Raw genomic sequence first — 16454 nt, forward strand, 5'->3', positions numbered from 1 at the left:
CGGCTCAGTTCCAGGCCGGAACATAGGCCGGCGCCTCGTCACCGATCAGCACCCGCGCGCCCTCGCGAAAGCCGATCACCGGAACCGATTTGAGCGGAAATCCGGGGTTTTCGGCGTAAGAGATATTCGGCGCGGTGACCCCGGCATGCCCGCCCTCGGCGCGGATGGCGGTGCGCAGGGCCTGCGGGTCTGTGCTGTTGGCCATCATGGCGGCGGAATGGATGACCTGCACCATATCGGCCCCCAGCGCATCGAATATCCCGCTGACCCCGAAGCCTGCCGCCGCGCATTCAGCCAGAAACGCATCAATCGCGCTGTCCATACCGGTCATGCCATGGGTGGCGAACATTACGCGCTCCAGCGCCGCAGGGTCAGCCACTGTGCCCTCAAGCGACGGGTCGTCGAACCCGTCAGAGCCGATAACCCAGCCCTCATAGCCATTGGCGCGCAACTGCCGGATCAGGATGCCGACATCCGGCAGCATCGCCGAAAGATGGATCGCATCCGGGGCCGGGTCGATGGCGCGGATGCGGGCGATCTGGGGCGACCAGTCCGAGGTGCCGAAAGAATGGGTCAGTTGCCCCACCACCTCGCCGCCCAGATGCGTGAAGGCCTCACCGAACCAGCGCGGCAGCATCTCGCTCCAGGATCCGGCATCGGCCGAGGTGATGATCACCGCGCGCCGGGCACCCGCATTATAGGCGGCCTGCGCCGTGGCGGCGGCGTTGATCGGATCGGGCACCGCCCCGGCGATGAAATTCTCAAACCCCGCCACCTGCATTTCGACTTGCGTGTTGGGCGCCGAAAACACCGTTGCACCATAGGGTTCGGCAAGCTGGGTCATGGGGATCAGCGAGTCAGGGAAAGGGATGCCGGACACCACCTGCGCGCCCTCATCCAGAAACCGCTGCGCCAGCGCCACCGAAAGTTGCGGGTCCGAGCGTGTATCCTCGATCAGCAGGCGGATGCGCGGCCCCTCGCCCGCCGCATTGAGCCGCTCGGCCATGCAGCGCGCGCCCTCGGATTCGGCATAGGGCGCATAGGCGCCGGTCAGCGAAACGGCCATGCCGATGGTGATGTCCTGCGCCTTCAGCGGGGCTGCCAGCGCCGCCGTGGCAACCGATGCCGCCAGCACTGCCTTGTAGGGTACCTTCATCTCATCCTCCGTGTTGATCAATGCGTTCTGTTTGTATTGCCGGATACAGCCGGAGCCGCGGCCGGAGTCGTCGGTGGCGATGCGCCGACGTAGATTTCAATCACCTGCGGGTCTTTCCAGATCACCGCAGGCGGGCCGCTGGCGATGACCTTGCCATGGTCCATGACCACCAGCCGTTCGCACAGCGTGTTGATGAAGGACAGGTCATGATCGATCACCACGATCCCGCAGCCGTGCTTCTGCCGGATTTCGGCAATCCGCCCGGCCAGTGCGGCAGTTTCTGCGTCATTGAGGCCCGCCGCAGGCTCATCCAGCAACAGATAGGCCGGGGCCAGCGCCAGCGCGCGGGCGATTTCCAACAGGCGCTGGCTGCCATAGGCGAGCGTGGCGGCAAGGGTGTCGGCCTCATGCGTCAGGCCACATTCGGCCAGCAGTGCATCAGGATCGATGGCCGCGCCCTGGGAGCGGCGCAGTTCAAGGCAGCGAGAATGCGCCACTTCCACGTTCTGGCGCACACTCATGTCACCGAACAGACGGCTTGTCTGGAACGTGCGCGCAATGCCTGCGCGCACCCCGGCCATCGCATCATTCCCCGCCACTTCGGCGCCATCGACACGGATGCGCCCGGTGTCAGGCTTCAGAAACCCCGAGATGACATTCACCAGCGTCGATTTCCCGGCACCATTGGGGCCGATCAGCCCAATCAGCTCGCCCTGCGCGCAGCTGAGCGAAACCCCTGAGAGCGCCGCAACACCGCCGAACCGCTTGCCGATATCACTGACTTCAAGCATCCGTTTCCCCCGGTGCCGGGCGCGAAGCTTGCTGTTGAAAGCCGCCCTGTCTGAGGGAGACTAGACAGCGGCTTCCGGGCTGGCAAGAAATATTTTCTAAAAGTGCAACTTTTGTCATTTGTGAAAACACCTTCCGCCCGGGGCCGTGGTTACATCCGCATCAGCAGCCCGCCATCCACCGCCAGTTCGATGCCGGTGATATAGCTGGCGGCATCAGACAGCAGAAAAAGCGTGGCCATCGCCATGTCCTGGGCCGTGCCAATCCGGCCCAGGGGGGCGTAGCGGGCGACCGCCTGAAGGGTTTCGTCAGTGTCCCAGCGGGCCTGCAACGGGGTCAGCGCCATGCCCGGGCAGATCGCGTTCGAGCGGATGTTTTCAGCCGCCAACTGCATCGCCAGCGATTTTGACAGCGCGCAAACCCCGGCCTTTGACGCCTGATAGGCGTCCTGCGGGTTGGGATCGCCGCGATACCACTGGACGGTGGAAAAATGCACCATCGCCCCGCCCCGCCCGGTTTTCCGCATGAAAGGAACGGCATGGCGGGCGGTCAGCACCATGGCGCGCAGGTTTATGGCGAAGACCTGGTCCCAGACATCCATATCCATTTCCAGCGCCGAACGGTCGCGCCCGAACCAGAGCACCCCCGCGACATTGGCCAGATAATCGATCCCACCCTGCGCCGCACCGGCCTCGGATATCGCGCTGGCCACGAAAGCGTCATCCGCGATGTCGCCCTGCCGGTAGCGCAGCGCAGCGCCGAAACCGCCAAGGCTTTCGGGCTGCGGTTTGAGATCCAGCGCGGTTACGCTTGCCCCGGCCTTCAGCAGCTCACGGGCAATCGCCTCGCCCATTCCGCCGCCTGCCCCGGTCACCACGGCGTACCTGCCAGTAAAATCGAATCGGATCATCCTTGCCTCATCTCTTGATATTTCATGCAGGATATCCTTGAAACGAATTCCATCAAGCAAAAAGAGAAATAATTTGCCAAAATAGAAAATCTGCATATGCTGGCCCCGGACCCCTCCTCCGCGAAAGACACAGCACAGATGAACACAGATCGTTTCACCGTCATCTCCCCCATTGACCTGTCGGTCTATGCCGAGCGCCCCTATGCCACCGCGCGGCAGATCGACGCCGCGCTGGAACGCGCGCGCAAGGCGCAGCGAAGCTGGGCGCGCACCCCGCTGGAAGAGCGGCTGGAAGTGGTGGCGCGCTTTGATGCCGCGATGCGGGACAAGGCGGATGAACTGGCGCAGGCCGTGACATGGCAGATGGGCCGCCCCCTCTGGCAGGCGGATGAAACCGGGCGGTTGAGCCTGATCACCACCCAGATCGCGGGTTTCGCCGCCGAGGTGCTGACCGATGCACCGCTGGAAAGCGATGCTCAGATCCGCCGCTTCGTGCGCCCGCAACCCGGCGGACTGCAACTATCGATCTGCGCCTGGAACTATCCGACGGCGATGATGGGCTCGCTGGTGATTGCGCCGCTGGTTTCGGGCAATGTGGTGATCTTCAAACACTCGCCCCAGACGCCGCTGATTGCCGAAATAGCCGAAGCCGCCTTTGCCGCTGCTGGCGGCCCCGAGGGTGTGTTTCAGAGCCTGCATCTGTCGCATCCTGACGCTGAAAGGCTGATCGGCGCGGGTGCGTTCGATACTGTCAGCTTCATCGGCTCGGTCGGGGGCGGGCGGCGGGTGCATGCGGCGGCGGCGGGCACCTTTACCACCGTCCATCTGGAGCTGGGCGGCAAGGACCCGGCCTATATCCGCGCCGATGCCGATGTCGATGCGATCGTCGCCGATATCGCCGAGGGCTGTTATTCCAACGCCGGGCAATCCTGCTGCTCCGTTGAGCGGCTGTATGTCGATGACGCCGTGCATGACCGCTTTGTCGAGGCGCTGAACGCCGAGACCGCGAAATGGACGCTTGGCCACCCGGTTGAAGACCGCGCCATGCTGGGCCCGGTGGTGCGCCCCGAGGCCGCAACCCGCATCCGCGCGCTGTGCGACGCAGCGGTGGCCCAGGGGGCGCAGCGCGTCACGGCCACCGCTGAAACCCCGGGGCCTGCCTATGTCGCGCCGACGGTGCTGGCCGGGCTGGACCATTCGATGACCATCATGCGTGACGAGCTGTTCGGCCCGGTCGCCTGCGTGCAGCGGGTGCGTGGCGATGCCGAGGCGCTGGCCCTGATGAATGACAGCGACTATGGCCTGAGCGCCAGCATCTGGACCGCCGATGAGGAACGCGGGCTGGCGCTGCTGGATCAGGTAGAGGCCGGGACCGTCTATCTGAACCGCTGCGATCATGCCGATCTTTACCTGCCCTGGGGCGGGGTGAAGACCTCGGGCATGGGGCGGACCAACGGGCGGCTGGGGCTGGCCGGAACCACCTATGTCAAGGCATTCCACATCCGCAAACCGGGAGCCTGAGCGGTGGCGCCTGATGTGGACGGCATCAACCTGAACGCGCTGCGCGACGCGGCGGTGGAATGCCTGCCCGGCGCGGCAGGGCATCCGCTGGTCATGGTCTGCGAACATGCCGGAGCGCTGGTGCCCGCGCCCTGGCGCGATCTGGGCCTCGACAAGGCGTATCTGAAAACACATTTCGCCTTTGACCCCGGCGCGGGGGCCATGACGCGCGCGCTTTGCGCTGATCTGGGTGCGCCGGGGGTGCTGGCGCGCTATTCGCGGCTGTTTCTGGATTACAACCGCTACCCGCAGGACAGGGAGCAGATGCGCCCTGACATGGGCGGCATTCCCGTGCCCGGCAATCTGGCGCCGGATGACGCCGAGCGCGCGCTGCGCCACCAGATCGCAGCCGCCCCGCTGGCCGCCGCCATCGACAGTGCGGCGCAGGGGCGGGCGGCGATGGTGGGGGTGCATTCCTTTACCCCGGTGATGAACGGCCATACCCGGGCGCTGGATATCGGCGTTCTGGGCCGGCGGGACTGCCGTTTTCTGCGCGCGCTGGTTGACGCGCTGCAGCGCGCGGCGGGCGGGTTGCGGGTGGCGGCGAACGCGCCCTATGACTGGCATCAGGTGGAGGCGTTTTGCCTGCATCACCACGCCGAGGCCCGCGCCCTGCCCTGCGTCGCGCTGGAATTCAACAATGCCGCGCTTGCCGATGCCGGTACTTTCGCCGCGATCCGCGCGTTGATGGGCACAACCCTTGCGGAAGTGGTGGAAAACCTCGGGTTTCGGTCGCATCCGGTGGCCGCTTCGGGCACAAGTGCTGGACGGGCGGGCTGATGCTCCGATATGACACCCGCGTTGGATCAAGGAAAGCCGTATGGAGCCGTTGCTGGGTGAGATGATACGCAAGGTGCGCAAGCAGCAGGGGCTGACGTTGCGCGCCCTGAGCGAGGGCACCGGCCTGTCGATCTCGCAATTGTCGAAGCTGGAGAACGGCAAGCAGCGCATCTCGGTCGATCTGGCGCTCAAGCTGGCCGGGGCCCTGCGGGTGCCGGTCACCACCTTTCTGTCGCCGCCCCGCCCCAATTCGCAAGCCCGCCGCGCCATCACCCGCGCCGGGCAGGGCCTGCGCCATGAGGCCGGAAACCTGACATTCGAGGTGCTGTGCAATGATATCCGCGACAAGGCCAATCTGTTCTGGCGGGTGACCGTGCGGGCGCGCACGCTGGACGAGGCCGGTGGCTGGCGCGCCCATGCGGGGCAGGAATTCATTCATGTTCTTGCCGGTCAGCTTGAACTGCACACCGCATTCTATGAGCCGCTGGTGATGGCGCCGGGTGACAGCATCCTGTTCGACGGTGAGATGGAACATGCCTATGTCAGTACCGGCGAAGAACCGGCTGAAATTCTGATGTCAAACTCGACACTTCGTGAGATGTCGATGCTGATGCCGGAAGACGCGCGCAACGCCTGACCCTTGCCCGTAGGTGGTTCCGTCCACTCCCGCTTCACCTCGGTGCGGATGAGACGGCCTGCGGGTTTCTCAGCACCGAGCCCGCGACGGCAACGGCGGCGGCAACCTGAAAGAAGCGCCCTCGCGCCAGAAACCGTGAAGCCTTTGCTGCGGGCAACTGCCCGAAGTGCTGAGCCGGGACGTAACCGCCGGCAACGGCTCCCCGCTCGTCATAACCCGTATTCGGGATTTACGTGTTCTCGAACGGCGGGCGCAATATCCGCATCACCGTTAGGCAAGCAGCCAGCACGCCGTTTTCCGGCTGCCGAAAAATCCGGCAGACTACCTTGTTGCCTCGTCACCGGCCCGCTGTTTCGTTTTTTGCACCGTGTGGTGGGCAAACAGCTTTGATAGTGGCGACGATGACGGCAACCTGCCTGTGTTCTGGTTTCGCCTCAAAATGGCGCTCCGCCAAGAGGGACGACGGCGAACGGACGGTGCAAAGCCGCACCACCGAAGCCGCAGTTATTTTCAGATCGATCCCGTGCAGCGCTTGGCGGCCACCACGACGGTTCCATTCGGCTGGCGCTATGACGACACAATCGAATCAGCCAGCACCCCCATCTGTCCGATGAAACGCGCCCCGCCTGCCAATTCCTGCGCGAGCATGGGGTGTTTTCAGGGGTGACCATTCCCATTCATCTGCCCGGGGGCGATTTTGCCACCGTGACGGGTGTTGGGCTTGGCCGCCGCGTATTGTGGGAGCATGACGAGGGGAACAGCGCGCACTGGCTCAAGCGCACGGGAGGGGGCAGAGCGTTTCGGTTGGAAGCGGCGCCAGGCGACACCGGGCACGCAGCGGGATGGCGAATGGCGCATCGGCATGCCCCTGCATCATCATTACCTGCTGCAAATGTGGTTGGCGGTCGGTATTCAGCGCTGCCGGCAGGCGGCGGCGCACCTCCAGAACGTGGTTGCGCATCAGCAATCCTACCAACTCGCCATCACCCGGGTCCATGCCGGAAGCACCCGTGCCGCGCGAACGCTCGTTTCAGTCAGAGAAACGAGCCGAAATTCACCGCGCCTCTCGGTGCTGCACGCCTGATAGTGGCGCAGAGCACAGATGAGGATTTCCATGGCCAGCCAATCAACAGAAAATGTCGGATTCCGTGACCGGCTCATCGCGAAAGAGCGCCTTGTCGGCACGTTCATCAAGACCCCCACCAGCCACGCCTGCGAGATACTCGGCGCCCTCGGAATGGATTTTGTCGTCATCGACGAGGAACACGCGCCCTTTGACCGGGCCCAGATTGACTCGATTCTGCTGGGTTGCCTTTATTCCGGGATAGCGGGTCTGGTGCGGGTGTCCGAGCCGACAGCGGCCAGAATCCTGAGTGCGCTTGATTGCGGCGCGACCGGAGTGCTGGTGCCGCATGTCAACAGCGCTGAAAAGGCGCGTAAGATCGCCGCCGCCACACGCTTCGGGCGCGGCAACCGGGGCTTTTCCAACAGTCCGCGCGCCGGGGGCTATGGCACGCGCACGATGGCCGAACATATCCGCCTGTCCGATGCGGCGGTCACCCTGATCGCCATGATCGAGGATGTCGAGGCGCTGGACGAGATCGACGAGATCCTCGCGGTGGAGGATCTGGACGGCGTGTTCATCGGCCGGGGCGATCTGGCCGTGGCGATGAAGGCCGAAAATGCCAATGCACCCGAAGTGACGGCGGCGGTCGAACAGATCTGCGCCGCTGCAAAACGACGGGGCAAGCCGGTCGCCGTCATGGTCGGCTCGGCCGCAGACAGCGCGCGGTTTCGCGCGATGGGGGCCAGCGCTTTCATCGTCTCGTCGGATCAGGGGCTGATGAAGCAGGCCGCCGCGCGGGTGCTGCGCGACTTTGCTGAACTTTAAGGCCGCCCGTCACGGGCGCACAGAGGAGGAACCCATCAATGTATGCCAAGAATGACCCCCGCGCGGCGCTGAACACCGCATCCGCCAGCCCCGCAGCCACAGAATTTGTTCCTGCAAGCTATGGAAAGTTCTATGAAACCGCCCCGCAGGAGGAACGCGACGGCGGACGCTTCTGGTATCATCGGGCGCAGAATTTTATCGTCGTTTATGTCGAGATATCGGGCGAGGCCAGCCTTGAGCGCAGTGGCCAGCCGGATGAGTGGGTGGTGCTGGTTCCCGATGATGGAACGCTCAATGTCGAGCTGCGGGCGGGGGGTGATACAAAGGCGACGCGCGCGGCATCAATGCTCGTCGTGCCGCCCGGTGACAGCCGCATGACGGCGCGTGGGCAGGGCAGGCTGACGCTGCTTTTCACCACCCGCTCACCGGATCTCTGTGCAAAATGCGCCAATGCCACGGAGTATGCGCAGGCACATCCCAATATTCCGCCCTTCGTGCCCTGGCCTGACCCGCCTGCGGGCTTTGCCCTGCGGCTCTATCCGCTGAACGTGCCACCAGAGGGGGGGCGGTTTGGCTGCATCTACCGCTGCACGACCTTCATGGTGAATGCGTTCGAGGTGAAACCACCGCGGGATGTCACCGCGCTGTCGCCGCATCTGCACGAGGATTTCGAGCAATGCTCGCTGGCGCTTGACGGCGCCTATATCCACCATATCCGCTGGCCCTGGGTGTCAGATTCCACCCGGTGGATCGACGACCACCATGAGCATTGTGCCTCGCCCTCGGTGGCGATCATCCCGCCGCCCAGCCTGCACACCTCGCAGGGGATATCGGCGGATGGCAACCGGCTGTTCGACATCTTCTCGCCCCCGCGCCGCGACTTTTCCGAAAAGCCCGGCTGGGTGCTGAACGCTGCCGATTATCCGATGCCCTGAGGCTGCGCGCCTCGCCCTGTCGAAGGACACCAAGATGACCACTCCGATTGATGAAACACAGGTCTTTCCGCCCGCGCGCGAGGCCGAGATTGCCGCACTGATGGTGGATGCGGTCGATCTGCATTGCCACAGCGGCCCCGCCGCGATGCCGCGCATCCTTGACCACCTTGAAGCAACGCTTGATGCCGAGGCGGCAGGATTCAGCGCGCTGGTGTTCAAGGATCACTACTACCTAGGCAGCAACCATTGCGCGATGATGGAAAAGCTGATGCCGGACCTGAAGGTGCGGCTGTTCTCGGGGATCGCGCTCAACAACGCCTGCGGCGGCATCAATCCGCATGCGGTCGATCATGCGATCCGGCTGGACGGCAAGATCGTCTGGATGCCGACCCTCGCGGCGAAGAACCACATCGATCAGAGCGCCAAAGCGACCAAGAACTTTCCCTCTGCCAGCAAACCGATGCTCAAGGCCATTCCGCTGACGGTGCTTGATGCCAACGGCGCGCTGACCGATGAAACCAAGCAGGTGCTTGACCTTATCGCAGAGGGTGACATCATCCTTGCCGGCGGCCATCTGCATGTGAGCGAGCAGGTCAAGCTGTTCGAGGAAGCGATTGCGCGCGGTGTGCGCAAGATGCTGGTGAACCATCCGACCTATGTGATCGAATGCAGCGACGAGGATATCCGCAGCTTTGCGTCCATGGGCGTTCATATGGAGCATTCGATCTGCATGTTCGTGGATGGGCGCGGCTACAAATGGGGGGGCGACCGGCTGGCCGAACTGATCGGTCTGGCCGGGATCGACAGGACGGTGTTATCGTCGGATCTGGGCCTGACGGGCTCGCCCCGGCCGGTCGAAGGCTTCCGCCGGGTGCTGAACACGCTGCTGGATCAGCAGTTCACCCATGCGCAGATCCGCACCATGATCAGCACCAATGGCCTGCATCTGCTGAACCTGGCATAGGGGGCAGGCCTGCGACCGGGGAATGAGCCGATGACAACAAGCGCGCCGGATGGCAGAACAGAAACGCTGACCAGCGCGCTTGCCGCAATCGTCGGCGCCCGGCATGTGACGACGGATGCCGACGAACTGCGCCAGTCGCTGCGCGATGTGCTTGGGCTTTATCGCACCGCACCGCTCTGCATGGTCGCGCCTGCCACCACTCAGGAGGTCGCGCAGGTGGTGCGCCTGTGTGCCGCCCATGGTGTGCCGGTCGTTCCGATGGGTGGGAACACCGGGCTTGCGGGCGGTGCGGTGGCGCAGCCTGACGGGCGCTGCGTGACGCTGTCCCTGCGCCGGATGCGCCGCATCCGCGAGATCGCTCCGACCGGCCAAAGCATCACTGTCGATGCGGGCTGCATTCTGGCCGAAGTGCAGCAGGCCGCCGCGGAGCGGGGAAGGCTGTTTCCGCTGAGCCTGACCTCTGAGGGAAGCTGCCAGATCGGCGGCGCGATTTCGACCAATGCCGGCGGGGTCAACGCGCTGCGCTACGGGGTGATGCGCGATCTGGTGCTGGGGCTGGAGGTGGTGCTGCCTGACGGGCAGATCCTCGACATGAACCGGCGGCTGTTCAAGGACAATGCCGGGCTTGACCTCAAGCAGCTTTTCATCGGCGCCAATGGCACGCTGGGCGTGGTCACCGGCGCGGTGCTGAAGCTGTTCCCGGCGCACCGGGCCGGGGCGACGGCGATGGCGGGGCTTGGCAGCATCGGTGACGCGCTGGCGCTGATGCAGCATTTGCAGGAGCGGTTCGGCACACGGCTGACAAGCCTGGAACTGATCGACGAGGCGACACTAGCGCTGGTGCATCAGCACATACCGGGCAGCCGCCTGCCGTTTGACAGGCTCTGTCCGTGGCAACTGCTGATCGAACTGGCCGATGTAGACCCCGCCGCGCTTCTGAGCGATGCGCTGGAAGAGGCACTTGCCGAAGGCCTTGAGGCCGGGTTGGTGCGCGATGCGGTGGTCGCCCGGGGGCAGGCGCAGTCAGCGGCGCTGTGGAAACTGCGCCATGACACATCCGAGGTCATGCGCCATTGCGGCCCCCGGTTTGCCAACGACATTTCCGTGCCCGTCGACGCACAGCAAGATTTCGTCACCACCTTGCGCGCGCGCCTCGGCAGCCAGTGGCCGGAGCTGACGATCCTTGTCTTTGGCCATATCGGCGACGGCAACCTGCATGTGATGGTCTGTTGCCCCGGCCCTACGGCCCCCGCCCCCGGGGCGTGGCAGGCAACCCGCGCTGCTGCCGAGGCGGTGATCGACGAAATCCTTGTCGGGATGGGAGGCAGCGTGACCGCCGAGCACGGCATCGGCCTGACCTATCGCCACCGGCTGGTGCGCAGCCGCCCGCCGCTGGAGGTCAGTCTGATGTCGGCCGTCAAACGGGCGCTCGACCCCGGCAATCTGATGAACCCCGGCAAGATCTATCCCGACTGACCGGCGACTATTGATTTTGCGTGACCGGGCGGCGCAGAACCAGTCCCCATTTTTGCGCGACAGACGCTATGTGAAAAGCGGGGCCCGCAGACCCCGCTTGCGCTTTGCACCCTCGCCCGCTCAGCTGCCGGTGAACTGCGGCGCGCGCCGCTCGGCAAAGGCCATCTCACCCTCGCGCTTGTCCTGACTGGCGAAAATCGCCGAGATTTCCTGCTGCGCTTCAAGCATCAGCTCTGACGGCCCCCGGGGCATGGTCCGCGCGACAAAGCGCTTGATCGTGCGCAACACCATCGGCGCAGCCCCGGCAAGCTCGGCAGCCATCTCCAGCGCGGCCTCCACCTGCTTTCCCTCCGGCACCACGCGGTTGATCAGCCCGATTTCCAGCGCACGCTGCGCCGGGATGCGGCCGCCCATAAACAGGATCTCCATGGCAATCTTGTGGGGGATGCGCGTGGCCAGCGCCGCAGCGACACCCCCGGTCACGCCCACGCGGGCTTCCGGATAGGAGAAACTTGCGGTTTCGCTGGCGATGCACAGGTCCGACATCACCATCGTCATCAGCGCCCCGCCAATGCAATGGCCCGCCACGGCGCAGATAACCGGCTTTTCGCTGACAAAGCCGACATTGGGCATGATCCGCCAGATCTCGGGCGGGTCCTTGATGTCGGCGCCTGTGGAAAAGGCCTTCTCGCCCGCGCCGGTCAGCACGGCGACACGCTGGTCTGAAGCCTCGAACGCGACGAAGGCCGCCTGAAGGTCCAGCGCCGTCTGCGCGTCGATCGCGTTGAGCTTTTCCGGGCGGTTGATGGTGATCAGCCGGACTTTGCCCGTATCGGTGATCTGGATGGTGGACATGGCGGTTTCTCCGTTGGTTCAGGCTCTGGCAAGGTTCAGGATGTCGCGGGCCTGATCAGGGGTGGCGACATCAAGGCCAAGGCTTTCGATGATGCTTACGGCACGCTCGACCAGCGGCGCGTTGCCGGGGGAAAGAACGCCCTTTCTGAGATAGAGATTGTCTTCCAGCCCGACGCGCACATGCCCGCCCAGCAACGCCGATTGCGCGACCATCGGCATCTGGTGACGTCCGATGCCGAAGGCCGACCAGACGGCACCCTCGGGCAGCAGCGCGCGCATCTGCAACAGCGCCTCGACCGTGGGCGGCGCGCCCCAGGGAATGCCCATGCAAAGCTGGAACAGTGCATCAGACGGCAACTCGCCGCGCCTGACCATATCTGCCGCCTGCCAGACGTGACCCAGATCAAACACCTCGACCTCGGGCTTCACCCCGGCGGCGCGGATTGTCTCGGCCATCGGGCGCAGATGCGATCCCAGATTGACGATGGCAGCCTCACCGAAATTCATCGTCGCCACGTCGAGGCTGCACAGATCGGGGCGCAATTCGGTGATATGCCGGGTGCGGTCCTGCGGCGTCTGCGGCACCGATCCGTCCTGCGACAAGGTCGGCTCATCCAGACGCGGCATATGGCGCGCACCCGGCCCGGTTGTCAGGTTGATCAGGATGTCGGTTCCGGCTGCGCGGATCAGCTCCACCGTCTCGCGGTAGAGATCGAGCGACATGGAGGGCGCGCCCGTCTCCGGATCGCGGACATGGATATGGGCGATTGCGGCGCCTGCACGCGCGGCGGCGACGGTTTCATCGGCAAGCTGGCGCGGCGTGACCGGAACGAACTGGCGCCCCTGGTCGTTCAGGCGCGCACCGCCCGTCAGCGCACACGATATGATTACGTTGCGTGTCATGTTCACTCCGTTCAGGTCAGGTTCAGATTGTTCGGGTGGCTGCCCGGGTCAGAAATCCGGCTCGCCCGGTGCCCTCGGCTCAGTGGGCGTGACGGTGCCGTAATTCTCGGCAACGCTACGCTCGATCGCGTCGGCGGTGTCGCGCAGCGGGCGGAACAGTGTTGCTTCGACCTCGCTTTGCGGGACGGCAGAGGTGAAATAGCCCAGCCCGATGGTTCCCAGCACCTTGCCCTGAAACCGGATCGGCACCGAGATCGTATCGACATTGAGCAGCTTGCGGTGCGGGGCCTTGTGCGCGTAGCCCTTGGCGCGCACGCGGTCGATGAGGTGCCGGATGGCTTTCTCGCGTTCCGAACGCTCATTTGCGGGCCCGCGGTTCAGCTCGAATTCCAGCAAGGATTCCCGCTCGTGGTCAGGGCAGAAGGACAGATAGGTCCGGCCCATTGAGCTGGTGAAAAGCGGCAGTTTCATGCGCAGGCTGGTCATCGGCATCGACCACGGACTATGACGCGCGGTGGTGAACTGGAGGCGCATGCAATACCCCTCCAGCATGCCGACACCGACGCCCCACTTGATCCGCAGGGTCAGATCCAGCGCGTGGGGATGGGCTGCCTCGATCACCATGGGCGCACCGAAATAGCCGTCGCTCAGATGCTGCACATTGGCGGTAACCCGGTATCCGCCGAAGGCCTTGTCGCGGGTGACATAGCCTGCGGCCATCAGCGTCTCCAGCATGCGCACCACGGTCGGCTTCGCGATGCCGCTGATCTTGTGCAGGTCGCTGACTGACGCGACGCGCAGCATGTTGACCAGCTTGAGCAGTGCCAGCGCCCGCATGACCGCCTCAACCGGCTGATAGGAGCGTGGCTGATCGGCGGGATCGGTCGCCTGAGTGGTGTCGATCAAGGGGACGGGATTGGGATACATGACGCTTACATCACTTTTTTCGATCTTGACTTGCGCGAGGCATCCCAGAACAGCAGCCGGTCACCCAGAAAGCCCACGGCCTTGTTCATTGTCAGGCCGATGGCCGACAGGATGATCAGGATCGAGAACTGCCCGGCCACATCAAGCGTGGCGTTCATGCTTTGCAGCAGCATCCCCAGCCCGGCCTCGGCCCCGATGAACTCGGCCACGATGGCCCCGAGAAGCGCCATGATGATGCCCACCTCAATCCCGGCCATGATGAAGGGCAGTGCGCCGGGAAACTGCAGCATCCGGAAGACCTGCCAGCGTGTCGCACCGAGTGAGCGCATGAGGTTGATGCGGTCCAGATCGGCTGAACGCAGCCCGGCGATGGTATTGACCAGGATCGGAAAGAAGGTAATCAGCGCGACGGTCACGATCTTGGAGGTGATGCCCAGACCGAACCAGATCACCAGAACCGGCGCCAGCGCGACTTTGGGCATCGACTGGAACATGATGATGTAGGGATAGACATAGGTTTCGATCGTGCGGTTGAGGGCAATGAAGACCCCCAGCACCAGCGCCAGCACCAGCGCAATGCCGAAGCCGACGAAGACTTCGGTCATCGTCGTGACGATATGGCGTGTGTAAAGCCCCTCGCCCAGCCCCCGGACCAGCGCGAAGTAGACGTCGCTTGGCGTGGGGATCAGATAGGACGGGATTTGCTTTACCCGCACCACGGTTTCCCAGGTCAGCATGAGCGCGGCAAAGACCACGAGGCTGATGCCGACAGTCTTGATTTTTTGAACCAGCATCAGCCCACCGATCCTTTCGCGTTCAGAAGACTACGTATTTCGGCGGCGTATTCCCCGAACTTTGGCGAGGACATCACCGACAGGTCGCGCGGGCGCGGCAGGTCGATTTCCAGCTCGATCCTGACCCGGCCGGGGCGTGGCGTCATGACCAGCACCCGGTCGGCCAGAAAGATCGCTTCCGAGATCGAATGGGTGATGAAGACCACGGCGCGCGGGCGTTCCATCCAGATGCGCTGCAGTTCAAGGTTCATGTTCTCGCGCGTCAGCGCATCCAGGGCGCCGAAGGGTTCATCCATCAGCAGCATGGCGGGTTCGTGCACCAGCGCGCGCGCCAGTCCGACACGCTGCTGCATCCCGCCGGACAGCTCCGACGGATAGCGATTGGCGAAACCGGAAAGGCCGACCATCTCGATCAGCCCCTCGGCGCGGGCGCGGCCTTCGCTCCGGTTGAGTTTCTGCACGTCAACCGGCAGCATCACGTTGTCCAGCACCGTGCGCCAGGGAAAGAGGACCGGCGACTGAAAGACAATGCCGATATCCTTGCGCGGGCCGGTGATCTTTGTGCCGCGCAGCCGGGCCTCGCCCGATGTCGGCTGATCAAGCCCGGCAAGGATCTTGAGCAAGGTGGTCTTGCCACAGCCCGAGGGCCCGACAATGGCGATGAACTCGCTCTCCGCGACCGACAGATTGACCTGATCAAGCGCTACAACCTCATCCGCGCCGGTGCCGAACCTTCGTGTCAGGTCACGGATACCGATCGCCTCGGCCCTCGCTGGCGGGTTCTCCGTCGCAGGCGCATTCAACACGGCTGTTGCCATGGTCTCCTCCCTCCCCCTGGCGCTGTCCCGCCCGCGGCCCCTCCTCAGGCCAATGCGGTGCGTCAAACGCCGTCTCTTGCTGCAACCGATCTTAGAACCCGCGCGCTTTGACACAAAGAACTGGGTCGAAGCATTTCAGCAGATGAAACACTGCGTTTCAACTCTCGGACAGATCGGCGGCTGTGGCAACCGGCATCGTGGCCGGATCACCTGCGCCCCATTCGGCCCATGAGCCATCATAGACCGCGAACGGGCGCCCGAAAGCGCGTTCACCCGCGAACGCCAGAATGCACGCCGTCACGCCCGACCCGCAACTCGCCACAGCGGGGCGTTCAGGGTCAAACCCGGCATCGGTGAATGCCTCTGAGATCGCCCGGATGCCACGAAACCGCCCGTTTTCAAGCAGCCGGTCGAAGGGCAGGTTGAGCGCGCCGGGCATATGTCCCGGGCGCAGGCCGGCGCGCGGTTCGGGCGCGCTGCCCGCAAAGCGCGCGGGCGGGCGCGCATCGACAATCTGGTGCTGGCCCTCCGCGATGGCCCGGCGGATCGTTTCTGCCGAAGCTACACGCTCCCGCTGCGGGCGCGCGGTGAAACTGCCCAGCCGCACAAGTTCCGGCGTTCCTTTCTGCAGCGGATAGCCCGCAGCCTTCCAGGCGGGCAACCCGCCGTCCAGCACCACCACATTGTCGTGCCCCATGGCGCGGAACATCCACCAGGCCCGCGGCGCGGCAAAGATGCCCGCGCCGTCATAGACCACGACCCGGCTGTCAGCGCAGATGCCAAGCCTGCGCGCGTGGCTCTGAAACTCGGCGGGCGAGGGCAGCATGTGGGGCAGTTCTGACATCTGATCCACCACCACCCAGTCAAAATCGAAGCGTTGGGCATGCGGGATGTGTCCGGCCAGATATTCGGCATCGGGATCGCGGTCATGGGCGGGCAGATACCAGCTTGCATCAAGGATCACATCCGAGCGCGACCACGAACCATAGAGCGCCGCCGGGTTGATCAGCGGGCTGTTTCGGGAAAGGTCAGGAACCATTCGGGCAACTCCGGTTGCAG

Annotated in this window: 18 protein-coding genes and 1 pseudogene; 10 read left to right on the plus strand and 9 right to left on the minus strand. The window is 64.4% G+C overall.

Annotated elements, in window-relative coordinates:
* Positions 1-4 precede the first annotated feature (4 nt).
* From V7Q53_RS05765 to V7Q53_RS05775, 3 genes are all read right to left on the minus strand, one after another.
* Complete coding sequence (locus V7Q53_RS05765) at positions 5-1156, minus strand: ABC transporter substrate-binding protein (RefSeq protein WP_333827510.1); 1152 nt, start codon at positions 1154-1156, stop codon at positions 5-7.
* Positions 1157-1173: 17 nt separating this feature from the next.
* The gene (locus V7Q53_RS05770; protein WP_333827511.1) at positions 1174-1947 is read right to left on the minus strand and encodes an ABC transporter ATP-binding protein; all 774 of its coding nucleotides are present in this window, start codon (positions 1945-1947) and stop codon (positions 1174-1176) included.
* A gap of 149 nt (positions 1948-2096) precedes the next feature.
* Positions 2097-2855, minus strand: coding sequence for an SDR family NAD(P)-dependent oxidoreductase (locus tag V7Q53_RS05775; RefSeq protein WP_333827512.1), 759 nt, complete (start codon positions 2853-2855; stop codon positions 2097-2099).
* 138 nt (positions 2856-2993) lie between these two features.
* Here V7Q53_RS05775 and V7Q53_RS05780 point away from each other — a divergent pair, with 138 nt between their 5' ends.
* From V7Q53_RS05780 to V7Q53_RS05815, 10 genes and pseudogenes are all read left to right on the plus strand, one after another.
* Complete coding sequence (locus V7Q53_RS05780; RefSeq protein ID WP_333827513.1) at positions 2994-4376, plus strand: aldehyde dehydrogenase family protein; 1383 nt, start codon at positions 2994-2996, stop codon at positions 4374-4376.
* Between the two features lie 3 nt (positions 4377-4379).
* A complete protein-coding gene (locus V7Q53_RS05785) occupies positions 4380-5195 on the plus strand; it encodes an N-formylglutamate amidohydrolase (RefSeq protein ID WP_333827514.1) in 816 nt (271 codons plus the stop codon).
* Positions 5196-5235: 40 nt separating this feature from the next.
* Complete coding sequence (locus V7Q53_RS05790; protein ID WP_333827515.1) at positions 5236-5832, plus strand: helix-turn-helix domain-containing protein; 597 nt, start codon at positions 5236-5238, stop codon at positions 5830-5832.
* 439 nt (positions 5833-6271) lie between these two features.
* Positions 6272-6499, plus strand: a complete 228-nt coding sequence (locus V7Q53_RS23400; RefSeq protein WP_442954418.1) for an autoinducer binding domain-containing protein — start codon at positions 6272-6274, stop codon at positions 6497-6499.
* A pseudogene (locus V7Q53_RS23405) lies at positions 6436-6567 on the plus strand (autoinducer binding domain-containing protein); the annotation flags it as partial. The gene V7Q53_RS23400 and the pseudogene V7Q53_RS23405, both read left to right, overlap by 64 nt.
* Before the next feature lie 127 nt (positions 6568-6694).
* Positions 6695-6916: a hypothetical protein gene (locus tag V7Q53_RS05795; protein WP_333827516.1), complete on the plus strand. Its 222-nt coding sequence runs from the start codon at positions 6695-6697 to the stop codon at positions 6914-6916.
* Positions 6917-6946: 30 nt separating this feature from the next.
* Entirely contained in the window at positions 6947-7723 is a 777-nt protein-coding gene (locus V7Q53_RS05800; RefSeq protein ID WP_333827517.1) for an HpcH/HpaI aldolase family protein, read from the plus strand.
* Positions 7724-7761: 38 nt separating this feature from the next.
* The gene (locus V7Q53_RS05805) at positions 7762-8658 is read left to right on the plus strand and encodes a hypothetical protein (RefSeq protein WP_333827518.1); all 897 of its coding nucleotides are present in this window, start codon (positions 7762-7764) and stop codon (positions 8656-8658) included.
* 34 nt (positions 8659-8692) lie between these two features.
* Positions 8693-9622: a DUF6282 family protein gene (locus tag V7Q53_RS05810; RefSeq protein ID WP_333827519.1), complete on the plus strand. Its 930-nt coding sequence runs from the start codon at positions 8693-8695 to the stop codon at positions 9620-9622.
* 30 nt (positions 9623-9652) lie between these two features.
* On the plus strand, positions 9653-11098 hold the full coding sequence (locus V7Q53_RS05815) for an FAD-binding oxidoreductase (protein ID WP_333827520.1): 1446 nt from the start codon (positions 9653-9655) through the stop codon (positions 11096-11098).
* Between the two features lie 120 nt (positions 11099-11218).
* Here the strand turns inward: V7Q53_RS05815 and V7Q53_RS05820 are convergent, their stop codons facing one another.
* The 6 genes from V7Q53_RS05820 to V7Q53_RS05845 all read right to left on the minus strand — a co-directional run bounded on the left by V7Q53_RS05820 (position 11219) and on the right by V7Q53_RS05845 (position 16434).
* Positions 11219-11953, minus strand: a complete 735-nt coding sequence (locus V7Q53_RS05820; protein WP_333827521.1) for an enoyl-CoA hydratase/isomerase family protein — start codon at positions 11951-11953, stop codon at positions 11219-11221.
* Between the two features lie 18 nt (positions 11954-11971).
* Positions 11972-12856, minus strand: coding sequence for a 3-keto-5-aminohexanoate cleavage protein (locus V7Q53_RS05825; RefSeq protein WP_333827522.1), 885 nt, complete (start codon positions 12854-12856; stop codon positions 11972-11974).
* A 48-nt stretch (positions 12857-12904) separates the two neighbouring features.
* Positions 12905-13783: an IclR family transcriptional regulator domain-containing protein gene (locus V7Q53_RS05830; protein ID WP_333827523.1), complete on the minus strand. Its 879-nt coding sequence runs from the start codon at positions 13781-13783 to the stop codon at positions 12905-12907.
* Between the two features lie 5 nt (positions 13784-13788).
* Positions 13789-14577 carry an ABC transporter permease gene (locus V7Q53_RS05835; RefSeq protein ID WP_333827524.1) on the minus strand — a complete coding sequence of 263 codons (789 nt, stop codon included), beginning with the start codon at positions 14575-14577 and terminating at the stop codon, positions 13789-13791.
* A complete protein-coding gene (locus V7Q53_RS05840; RefSeq protein ID WP_333827525.1) occupies positions 14577-15395 on the minus strand; it encodes an ABC transporter ATP-binding protein in 819 nt (272 codons plus the stop codon). The genes V7Q53_RS05835 and V7Q53_RS05840 overlap by 1 nt, the downstream gene beginning before the upstream one ends.
* A gap of 157 nt (positions 15396-15552) precedes the next feature.
* On the minus strand, positions 15553-16434 hold the full coding sequence (locus tag V7Q53_RS05845) for a sulfurtransferase (protein WP_333827526.1): 882 nt from the start codon (positions 16432-16434) through the stop codon (positions 15553-15555).
* Between the last annotated feature and the right edge of the window lie 20 nt (positions 16435-16454).

The organism is Pararhodobacter sp. (genome assembly GCF_036802785.1).
In the GTDB taxonomy this organism is placed as follows: Bacteria; Pseudomonadota; Alphaproteobacteria; order Rhodobacterales; family Rhodobacteraceae; genus Pararhodobacter.

Coding starts and splice junctions, on each gene's coding strand:
- V7Q53_RS05765 (WP_333827510.1), bottom strand. CDS start 1,156: ATGAAGGTACCCTACAAGGCAGTGCTGGCGGCATCGGTTGCCACGGCG.
- V7Q53_RS05770 (WP_333827511.1), bottom strand. CDS start 1,947: ATGCTTGAAGTCAGTGATATCGGCAAGCGGTTCGGCGGTGTTGCGGCG.
- V7Q53_RS05775 (WP_333827512.1), bottom strand. CDS start 2,855: ATGATCCGATTCGATTTTACTGGCAGGTACGCCGTGGTGACCGGGGCA.
- V7Q53_RS05780 (WP_333827513.1), top strand. CDS start 2,994: ATGAACACAGATCGTTTCACCGTCATCTCCCCCATTGACCTGTCGGTC.
- V7Q53_RS05790 (WP_333827515.1), top strand. CDS start 5,236: ATGGAGCCGTTGCTGGGTGAGATGATACGCAAGGTGCGCAAGCAGCAG.
- V7Q53_RS23400 (WP_442954418.1), top strand. CDS start 6,272: ATGGCGCTCCGCCAAGAGGGACGACGGCGAACGGACGGTGCAAAGCCG.
- V7Q53_RS05795 (WP_333827516.1), top strand. CDS start 6,695: ATGCCCCTGCATCATCATTACCTGCTGCAAATGTGGTTGGCGGTCGGT.
- V7Q53_RS05800 (WP_333827517.1), top strand. CDS start 6,947: ATGGCCAGCCAATCAACAGAAAATGTCGGATTCCGTGACCGGCTCATC.
- V7Q53_RS05805 (WP_333827518.1), top strand. CDS start 7,762: ATGTATGCCAAGAATGACCCCCGCGCGGCGCTGAACACCGCATCCGCC.
- V7Q53_RS05810 (WP_333827519.1), top strand. CDS start 8,693: ATGACCACTCCGATTGATGAAACACAGGTCTTTCCGCCCGCGCGCGAG.
- V7Q53_RS05815 (WP_333827520.1), top strand. CDS start 9,653: ATGACAACAAGCGCGCCGGATGGCAGAACAGAAACGCTGACCAGCGCG.
- V7Q53_RS05820 (WP_333827521.1), bottom strand. CDS start 11,953: ATGTCCACCATCCAGATCACCGATACGGGCAAAGTCCGGCTGATCACC.
- V7Q53_RS05825 (WP_333827522.1), bottom strand. CDS start 12,856: ATGACACGCAACGTAATCATATCGTGTGCGCTGACGGGCGGTGCGCGC.
- V7Q53_RS05830 (WP_333827523.1), bottom strand. CDS start 13,783: ATGTATCCCAATCCCGTCCCCTTGATCGACACCACTCAGGCGACCGAT.
- V7Q53_RS05835 (WP_333827524.1), bottom strand. CDS start 14,577: ATGCTGGTTCAAAAAATCAAGACTGTCGGCATCAGCCTCGTGGTCTTT.
- V7Q53_RS05840 (WP_333827525.1), bottom strand. CDS start 15,395: ATGGCAACAGCCGTGTTGAATGCGCCTGCGACGGAGAACCCGCCAGCG.
- V7Q53_RS05845 (WP_333827526.1), bottom strand. CDS start 16,434: ATGGTTCCTGACCTTTCCCGAAACAGCCCGCTGATCAACCCGGCGGCG.